6 protein-coding genes are annotated in these 7,802 nt (G+C 47.9%); 4 read left to right on the forward strand and 2 right to left on the reverse strand.

The window, feature by feature from the left end; translation table 11 throughout:
* Positions 1–981 precede the first annotated feature (981 nt).
* Together CAG64_RS19090 and CAG64_RS19095 are read right to left on the reverse strand one after the other, a co-directional pair.
* Positions 982–1,482 carry a hypothetical protein gene (locus CAG64_RS19090; RefSeq protein ID WP_161488621.1) on the reverse strand — a complete coding sequence of 167 codons (501 nt, stop codon included), beginning with the start codon at positions 1,480–1,482 and terminating at the stop codon, positions 982–984.
* Positions 1,460–2,311 (reverse strand): winged helix-turn-helix domain-containing protein, encoded by an 852-nt coding sequence (locus tag CAG64_RS19095; RefSeq protein WP_161488622.1) that lies wholly within the window; start codon positions 2,309–2,311, stop codon positions 1,460–1,462. Before CAG64_RS19095 ends, CAG64_RS19090 begins: the two co-directional genes overlap by 23 nt.
* A 634-nt stretch (positions 2,312–2,945) precedes the next feature.
* Between CAG64_RS19095 and CAG64_RS19100 the strand changes: the two genes are divergently transcribed.
* From CAG64_RS19100 to CAG64_RS19115, 4 genes are all read left to right on the forward strand, one after another.
* Positions 2,946–3,479 (forward strand): fimbrial protein, encoded by a 534-nt coding sequence (locus CAG64_RS19100; protein ID WP_161488991.1) that lies wholly within the window; start codon positions 2,946–2,948, stop codon positions 3,477–3,479.
* Positions 3,480–3,543: 64 nt separating this feature from the next.
* The gene (locus tag CAG64_RS19105) at positions 3,544–4,257 is read left to right on the forward strand and encodes a fimbria/pilus periplasmic chaperone (protein WP_161488990.1); all 714 of its coding nucleotides are present in this window, start codon (positions 3,544–3,546) and stop codon (positions 4,255–4,257) included.
* A 73-nt stretch (positions 4,258–4,330) separates the two neighbouring features.
* Positions 4,331–6,802 (forward strand): fimbria/pilus outer membrane usher protein, encoded by a 2,472-nt coding sequence (locus CAG64_RS19110; protein ID WP_161488989.1) that lies wholly within the window; start codon positions 4,331–4,333, stop codon positions 6,800–6,802.
* A gap of 1 nt (position 6,803) precedes the next feature.
* The coding region (locus CAG64_RS19115; protein WP_161489349.1) for a hypothetical protein at positions 6,804–7,802 on the forward strand (999 nt) is incomplete at its 3' end.

A 7,802-nucleotide genomic window follows, 5' to 3' on the forward strand; every position in this document is an offset into this window, starting at 1 on the left:
GTGTATATGGTTAATGTGATTAATAAACCTATAGATTATCATATGAACTTTCATGTGGTCATAAATCAAGATCAGAAGTCAATATAAAAATCTAGGTTGGATTAAAAAATTACATTTATACAGAATTTTTCAAAAATACCAAATCCACCAATGGTGGTTATTGTTGATAACAAAAGAAAACGTTGTAGGCTAACTTGATACTTGTTTAGAATATTAAAGACGTTTTATAGGTCACAGTCAGGCCATTTTTTATCATCTTTGTAATAAGATGACAAAGGTTCGATGTGCACTTTTTCTAATACTTGTTCCGTTGGCGGCAATATGGGGTCTGGCGGAAAAGCACTTTCGTCTCTGTGGCTATATGCGCCATCTGATATGCATCCTGCCAGCAAAAGGGCGGGTAATATGGGGTCAAGCAGAAAAACGCCTTCGCCTCTATGGTTAAATACGCCATCTGATATGCACCCTACCAGCAAAAGAGCGGGTAAAAGCGAGGCAATGAACCAGTGCCGAAGTTGTCGGGAATGAGTGTTTTTCATATATACTTAATCTAATCATGGTTATTTTTATAGTGTTTATACACATAGTGTAGAAAAGTTCATCTTGTTTTTTTTGTCGTCAAGATTTGAAATATTTAAGATGTGGCGTGTAAAGGTTGTTTTGTTAACAGGTTGTTTTTTTTATAACGGCTCATGCCCATAAATGTTGAAGGTGTTAATAAACACTATAACAGCCTCTATCTAAGACAGCGTGTCCCGATACAAAGGCTAATCAATAGCAAATTCAGCTTGAGAAATTACAATGCTCAGCCGGATAAGCTCACCGATGTTAAAGCCGTGAGCTAGGTAATAAAGCTAGGCATACCTATTCTAAGTCAGTGACGATGCTAGGATAATACGATTCAAAGCCTGACTTTATTACCAACGCCGTTGATAACTACTACGAAAAATCTTTGATGATGTGTAGATTAAACCAATTTGCCTAATGATCGATGCAAAGGAAATAAGGGAGTTTTCCAGTGGCTGAAACGATCCAGGTATCGTCTCTCTCTTCTACCCGGTACATACGCACTGTGAATTGGGGTGAGCTGTTATCAAGAAAAAATGCCTGCAGGTATCCCTTTAGCATGTGAACGTCGGTGTTGCTCGTGACAAAAAGGGGTTGTTCCGTTTTGCTCAGAACCAGTACCTCTCCCTGAAACTGATAAGCTGCATATTTTCTAATATAAAAAGGGATTTCTTTTTCGTCTGGATCGATGACCTTTCCCTTAAGTGTGATAGTGCCCTTTCCGTTTTTCAGAGCCAGATTCATAGATACAATAAGACGTCCATCTCCCGCATATTCCCGAAAATCACCATCACAGTAAACTGGCGGCGTCACAGGACGCAATAAAATATACCCGCCCAGAGTAAAGCAAAGGAAGGCCACTCCGATAATGCTCATGATAACTATTTGAAATTTATTGATTTTCTTTATTGTCATCTTTTAGTCCCAGAAAGGAGTAAGAAATACAGTCCGGTGATTCGCTATTCTTTTTCAGTAATGGCTCCTTACAGGAGATTAAAGAAAAATACCCGGTGGGAATGGAATTTGTAATATACCACCATGAATAATTGTTACATTCTATAGCGTTGCGTTGAATAAATTCAATGTAGGCTGAATCCTTTATGTTTGAAGGGTTTCTGAAAACCTGACATTCAGAAACATTAGTTAACTTCTGATATGTACGTAATGACCAAGTATGAACAACAGGGTAACTGGTCCATAATGCGTAAGATAAAAATACAACTGAAACGCTGAATAATAATGTGACTATATATGCAATAAATCGTTTCTTTTGATGATGAGGTATATAGTGTGATGGTGGTTCTTTACTGATGGGTAAGTCAGTAGATAAATCTTCCTCTTTATTATCGCCCACTTCTTTATTTTTATTTCCTTCTGAATTTACGTTGTATTTTTCTTCCGTAATTAAAATTTCATTTGAAATAACCCATCCTCGACGAGTTTGTGTCTCAATTATATTTTTACTGCCGCCAACCTTTGTTAGTGCCTTACGTAATAAAGAGATGTTTTGATAAATACTCTGATCTGACACGATAACATTATTCTGATTCCAGGCCTGCTCATGAAACTGTGCCATCGTGACGACATTGCCATGGTGATTTATCAATATAAGTAAGCAGCGACTTGCGGGTTTAGGGAGCGTGATATGTGCTTCCGGTACCGCAACGGAGAAAAGACGGTTTGCTTTCGGATCAAACACAACCTGACCATTGATAATGATGTTTTTCGTCACTTTCTGCGTCATTTCCACTGATTGAAGTCTCATTTTTTCTCTGAATTGCACTTTAAGAATGTTATTAATTTGTTGTTTATATTTTGTTTTACTTTGATTTTCAACTAGTTAATGCCATGGGTTGAGGGGTAGGCATTACTGAACTGTTACATCCATCAATTCTGTCATATGAGAGTGATTCGAGACTAGGAATTTTTTGATTTATCTTCAAAATAGACCACATGAAGTCACATGATGCATAGGTCAAGCCGCTTTATTTCCACCTTTCTACGTCCTGTGTACGACTAAAAATATCGGAATGTTATGGAATGTTATGGAATGTTATGGAAGGTGTTAAATGTTGCTTTTTCTTGTGTAAGGCATATTTAATGAAATACTTATTATCAAATAACTCTATACAGTGATAATTGTTTTTATTTCTAGAGTATTAAACTTTAATTTCTGATTTGAATATTATCTATGATCTTTGTCTGTTTTTAAAAAACTAATGAAGATTTTTGTCGAGCTCTCGAAGTTGTCATCAATAAGTTATGGCGACCAAATAATACAAAAGCTGGAATTGAATCTGTTGCTGAATAATGGTCATCAAGTATCTACAAACCAAATATCTATCAACCACAAATATCTATAAACCAGGAGTTAAATTATGAAAAAATCCGTTCTGTCATTAAGTCTGGCATTGGCTATTCCGGGGATTCATTCTGCCATGGCAAACACTGGCACCATTACTTTTAACGGTGAGCTGACTTCAAACACATGTAATGTCTCAGTAAATGGCGGAAACGCCAGCGATACCGTTGTCCTGCCAACCGTTACTGAAGGGGTTCTGGATGCTGCAGGTAAAACCGCAGGTCAGACCCGATTTACATTGGGGTTGAGCGGCTGCACAGGCTCTCTGCTGACCGCGTCCGCCTATTTTGAGGCTGGCACAGGGGTCAACGGTGACGGACGTCTGGTGAACACCGGCTCAGCAAAGAATGTAGACCTGTTGCTTCGTGACAGCACTAACGGCGGGTCAGTGATTAAGGCGGGTAGTACCGAGCAGGTGAGCAGTGCTGGCTATGTAGCGCTGGCTTCCGGGGCCGCTATTTTGCCTTACACCGCAGAATACTACGCTACGGGTAAGGCTGTGGCAGGTAATGTGAAATCCTCGGTCACCTACAACATCCAGTACAAATAATATCCGTTGAATTTTCTCTTGTTTTTCGGGCGGGTTTTCCCGCCCTTTTTCACTAGGAGGCATGATGTCCGGACGACTGACTCGATATGTTATTCAGGCCAGTGCTCTTTTGCTTCTGGTCTGCACTCTGCCAGCCAGCGCAGCCATTGTCATCAACAACACTCGGGTGGTGTATCCGCAAAATGAGCGGGAGGTCACCGTTCGTATTGATAATCAGGGTAAGGGGCCGGTTCTGCTCCAAACCTGGATAGACGATGGTGATGCACAGGCGTTGCCGGAAAAAATGCAGGTCCCATTTGTGCTGACACCGCCTGTCAACCGCATTGATGCGGGGAAAAGCCAGTCGGTCCGTATCCGCTATACCGGACGTAGCCTGCCGTCAGATCGGGAGTCTCTGTTCTGGTTGAACGCTCTGGAAATTCCAGCCCGCCAGAAATCGGCGGATCCGCAGAACCTTCTCCAGATGGCTTTCCGCACCCGGATCAAACTCTTTTTCCGCCCAGCCGAACTACAAGGTGAGCCTGAGGCTGCGGCTCAAACTCTGCAATGGGAGAGTGGTGCCGGTCAGGTTACGGCAGTTAATGATACCCCGTGGCATGTATCCCTGCTCAGCGTCCACGTCCAGGCAGAGGGGAAGACACAGACTATCGAGGGCGATACGGTTGCGCCGTTTAGTCGCCAGGATTTTGCGGTAACCAGCCATGGACGTATTCAGGTTATGGGCTGGCAGTATATTAATGATTACGGCGCTATTCAGGACATGAAAGCAAGCCGCTGAGACTGAGTATGACACTATGACTGCGACACAAACACTTTTGGGCGGATTACGGCCCGCAGCACTGGTGGTGATAATGTTGTCCCTGTCCCTGCCTGCCAAGGCGGATGAGGCTGAGTTTGACCCGGTTTTTTTGCAGATGGTCAATCCGGAGTTGCTTGACCTTAGCCGCTTTCGTCATGGCGCGGCCATGATGCCTGGGATCTGGCGGAGTGATATCTGGCTGAATGACACGCAGGTCACCCGCGACAGCGTTATCGTGCGCGACCAGCCTGACGGAGGGAGTGCTCTCTGCCTTAAACCCAGTCTGATACGTTCGTTGCCGTTGACGGATGAGATTCTCCAGCGAGACATGCCACTGATGCCAGGCGCGGACTGTACTGACATCCGTGCCTGGCTGCCTGAAGCCGATGTGGAATACGACAGCAGCGCCCAGCGCCTTACTCTGACCGTGCCGCAGATTCTGGTTTCCCACACGGCACGCGGAACAACCGATCCTTCATTGTGGGACAGCGGTATTCCCGCGCTGTTGCTGGGCTACAATGGCGGTGCTTGGCACAGTGAATCTGGTGGCATTAGTAATAATTCTGCTTGGCTATCACTGAATGCCGGGTTGAATCTGGGTCCCTGGTATTTGCGTCATAACGGTAACTTTAACTGGCAGGAGCAGGGGAACCAGCAGCATTATACCACCCTCAACACCTGGCTGCAGCGTGACCTCCCAGCCTTGCGGGGACGCATTCTGGCCGGCCAGGCTAATACCCGTGGCGAGCTGTTTGATACGGTGCCGTTTTCCGGTGTTTCCCTGTTTAGTGATGAAAGGATGCTGCCTGAATCCCGCCGGGGTTATGCTCCGGAAATCCGCGGCATCGCGCGGACAAATGCCCGGGTCATTGTGCGTCAGGGGGAGCAGATAATCTATGAAACTACTGTTACGCCGGGCAGTTTCCTGATTGATGACCTTTACCCAACCGGGTACGGCGGCAGTTTGCAGGTGACGGTGCAGGAAGCTGACGGCAGCGAGCAGCGCTTTGAAGTGCCCTATGCGGCCGTCACGCAACTGCTACGTCCGGGAAGTTTCCGCTATGGGCTGACCGCCGGGACACTGCGAGACAGCGGTCTGAAAGATAAACCGTTCTTTACCGAACTGACCTGGCAGCAGGGGCTGACTAACAGCTTGACGGGGTACGGTGGCGCCCAGTTGGCACCGGACTATTACAGTTTTCAGCTAGGCGTGGGAGTTGGCACACCTATCGGAGCAGTGGCGGCCGACGTCACGCATACTGAACTCAACACCGGCAGCGATGCCGCGCGCCAGGGACAGAGCTGGCGCCTCAGCTACAGCAAATACCTGCCAGAAACTCAGAGTAATTTCTCTCTGGCGACGTATCGCTTCTCCACGCGCGACTACCTCGGGCTTACAGAAGCCATGGTATTACGTGACAGCAGCACTGGTTACGACGAAAGCTCACGCCCGCGCAACCGGGCCACGCTGACCTTCAGTCAGGGGCTGGGCGACGCTCTGGGTCAGCTGTATCTCAGTGGCTCAGTCCAGAACTACTGGGGACGTCAGGGACACGATCAGCAGTATCAGGCGGGCTGGAATGTGAACATCGGGCAGGTTTCGTGGGCAATGTCGGTGACCCGCAGCCGTAATAATAACGATCGCTTTGAAAACAACTGGCTGTTGAGCGCCAGCGTGCCGTTGGGGAGTAGCGGGTACCGCAGCAGCAACACGCCCACATTACGGGCTCAGTTGAACCGCGATGCGAATGGCCGGATTGGTGAATCCCTAAACCTCTCCGGGACGCTGGGTGAGCTGCAGCAGGCTGGCTACGGGGTGGATGTCAGCCATCATCCGGATAACGGTAACGCGATGACATTATCCGGCAGCTATCGCAGTCAGTGGACCAGTGCCACCGCAAGCTGGGGCAAAAGTAAAAATTACAGCAGCGCCTCTGTCGGGCTCAGTGGCACCGTTATTGCCCACAGCGATGGCGTCACCTTTTCCCCATATAGCGGTGACACTTTTGCACTGGTCAAAGCCGAGGGGGCGGAAGGTGCCAGCGTTTCAGGCTATCCGGGAATTCAGGTGGATGCCCGCGGCTACGCCATTGTGCCGAACCTTCAGCCCTACCAGATGAACGATATCAGTATTGATCCGAAGGGTGCCCGCGATGGTGTGGAGCTGGACAGCACACGCAGCCGCACAGCACCGCGTTCTGGCGCGGTGGTGAAGTTAGACTATGGAGTCAAAGTCGGGTTGCCTCTGCTGGCGACGTTACGGCAGGCCGACGGTCAACCCGTACCGTTTGGCGCTGAAGTCAGAGATGAGCAGGGCAGCACAGTGGGCTATATCGGACAGGCCGGACAACTGTATGCCCGGGTACAGACGCCGACAGGCCAACTCAAGGCAGAGTGGGGTAGCGGTAGCGCGGGGCAGTGCGTGTTTCATTATCACTTATCTGAAACACCTTCAGCCAGAGAACTCCCCCAACAGTCCATCAGCTGCAATGCCACTGACCATGCTGCTGCAGTAGAGAAGTGATATGAATATTTTCGTACGTATCCTAGTGAGCGTTTTTGTACTTATGGCTGTAAGTTCTGCAGCTTATGCCACGTGTAGTATTACCCAAGGGTCAGGTTTATTACCGGAAATGACCCTGTCAACGACCGTGTCTGCCGGCAATGATTTACCTGTGGGTGGGGTGTTATTTGATGTGCAGCCCGGGCAGTACTCTTGGTTCGGCCCGAATGGTTACTTGGCCGTCATATGTACCACTACCGCTGATTACTATTTGGGAAGAAAAGTATTAAACATCCGGTATGGTATTGCCAGTGTACAGCCGGGTACCAATGGTCGTACGCAGGTTTATAACACCTCACTTTCAGGTGTTGGCGTCAGAACAGCGCGAGGCTATGCAAATAGAACATTAAATTGTTCACCTACAAATGCGTGTGCAATTGGTCCTGAGGATGGGGATGTAAGTGGAGGAAAATTAAAACTCACTGGCTACACATTTATTAAAACCGGCCCTATCACGCCAGGTGTTATTGACCTGTCTACGATTCCGATAAGCCGCGGTGTATTTGGGCAATTAGGAGCCATGATGGAATTTGGCGGTGTTCGCCTGAAAGGGACACTGCGGATCACGGTTCCGACCTGCACAATTCAGCAGGCAGATAAAAAGGTTAATCTGGGAACCTTTGATATCAACAGTGACTTCTCGGGAACTGACAACGCCACGGCCTGGGTAAATACCGGCGGTATCGTCCTGAACTGTCCCGCAGTCAGTGGTCGGCAGGTTTCCACTATCGAATGGGATGACCGTGATGGCTATACCAAGTTACCGGCACGAACGGCCAATACCTACACGATAGCATTTTCCCGAACCAGTAACACAATAGCGGACGCTGCCCGGGGCATTATCGCCATTGACAGTGCTTCTGCTGGGACAGCGTCCGGTGTCGGGATACAGCTTTCCAGCAAGCCCGGTACTGCAGGGATCATTAATCTTGATAGTGCACATGTCGCTAACCTTCCGCTG

The sequence above is a fragment of the Vibrio sp. V38_P2S17PM301 genome (assembly GCF_009904845.1).
GTDB classification, from domain to species: Bacteria; Pseudomonadota; Gammaproteobacteria; order Enterobacterales; family Vibrionaceae; genus Vibrio; species Vibrio proteolyticus.

What these genes read in the sequence shown, in the direction of transcription:
- CAG64_RS19110 (WP_161488989.1), top strand. Translation starts at nt 4,331, where the DNA reads ATGTTGTCCCTGTCCCTGCCTGCCAAGGCGGATGAGGCTGAGTTTGAC.
- CAG64_RS19100 (WP_161488991.1), top strand. Translation starts at nt 2,946, where the DNA reads ATGAAAAAATCCGTTCTGTCATTAAGTCTGGCATTGGCTATTCCGGGG.
- CAG64_RS19090 (WP_161488621.1), bottom strand. Translation starts at nt 1,482, where the DNA reads ATGACAATAAAGAAAATCAATAAATTTCAAATAGTTATCATGAGCATT.
- CAG64_RS19105 (WP_161488990.1), top strand. Translation starts at nt 3,544, where the DNA reads ATGTCCGGACGACTGACTCGATATGTTATTCAGGCCAGTGCTCTTTTG.
- CAG64_RS19095 (WP_161488622.1), bottom strand. Translation starts at nt 2,311, where the DNA reads ATGACGCAGAAAGTGACGAAAAACATCATTATCAATGGTCAGGTTGTG.